Raw genomic sequence first — 880 nt, 5'->3', positions numbered from 1 at the left:
GCTTTTCTTTTTTATGTCTATTTATTTGATAATAGTCCAAAAACACTAAACAGGCTTTTAGTGATCCTTGCCTTCAATCGTTTCGATATCGCCTTTGCCGTCACGGGACACGATGGCCTTGATAGCGGCAGTGATGCCTAAAACATCATCATCCAATGACAACGATGGTGTTTCCGGACGAGTGACAACCTGTTCCGGCAAAAATGGAATATGCATGAAGCCGGCCTTAATATCGGGAAACATCTTATCCCGCATATACTGTACCTGATAAAAAATGTGGTTGCAGACGTAAGTGCCTGCTGTGTTGGAGACTGCTGACGGAACACCAGCTTCCCGAATGGCTTTGGCCATGGCCTTAATTGGTAACTGGGTAAAGTAGGCATTCTCGCCATCGCCATGAATCGTGTGATTAAGTGGCTGATACCCGGCATTATCTTGAATCCGACCGTCATCCAAGTTAATCGCAACTCGCTCCGGCGTGAGTTCAAACCGGCCACCAGCCTGACCAATGCTCAACACATAGTCAGGCTTTTCTTTGGCAATAGCATCTTTAACGACATCGGCTGAAACATTAAACTTTGTCGGAATTTCCAATTTAACGATTTGTGCCCCAGCAATTTCATCCGGCAAACGTTTCACGGCTTCAATCGCAGGATTAATTTTATCGTCGCCAAAGGGATCAAATCCGGTAACAAGAATTTTCATGAGAAGATTTCCTTTCTAAAATGCCAAGAAGTACAGAAGCTATCGAGAAGTGTATCTTGTACCATCTTTAAGACGTTGGAGTCTTTGATGGGTAGGACAATTTGTTGCGCCATGATTTATATATACCTTTCTGAAATTAAATAATTAATTAAATAAACCCGAATTGCTAGTTGAT

1 protein-coding gene is annotated in these 880 nt (G+C 42.6%); it reads right to left on the bottom strand.

The window, feature by feature from the left end; all coding sequences use genetic code 11:
- Positions 1 to 57: 57 nt before the first annotated feature.
- Positions 58 to 705 carry a pyroglutamyl-peptidase I gene (pcp, locus tag BAZO_RS20995; RefSeq protein WP_003333502.1) on the bottom strand — a complete coding sequence of 216 codons (648 nt, stop codon included), beginning with the start codon at positions 703 to 705 and terminating at the stop codon, positions 58 to 60.
- Positions 706 to 880 lie beyond the last annotated feature (175 nt).

The sequence above is a fragment of the Schinkia azotoformans LMG 9581 genome, from assembly GCF_000307855.1.
GTDB classification, from domain to species: Bacteria; Bacillota; Bacilli; order Bacillales; family Bacillaceae_J; genus Schinkia; species Schinkia azotoformans.
This window is presented reverse-complemented; position numbering and strand designations above follow the sequence as displayed.

Coding starts and splice junctions, on each gene's coding strand:
- pcp (WP_003333502.1), bottom strand. CDS start 705: ATGAAAATTCTTGTTACCGGATTTGATCCCTTTGGCGACGATAAAATT.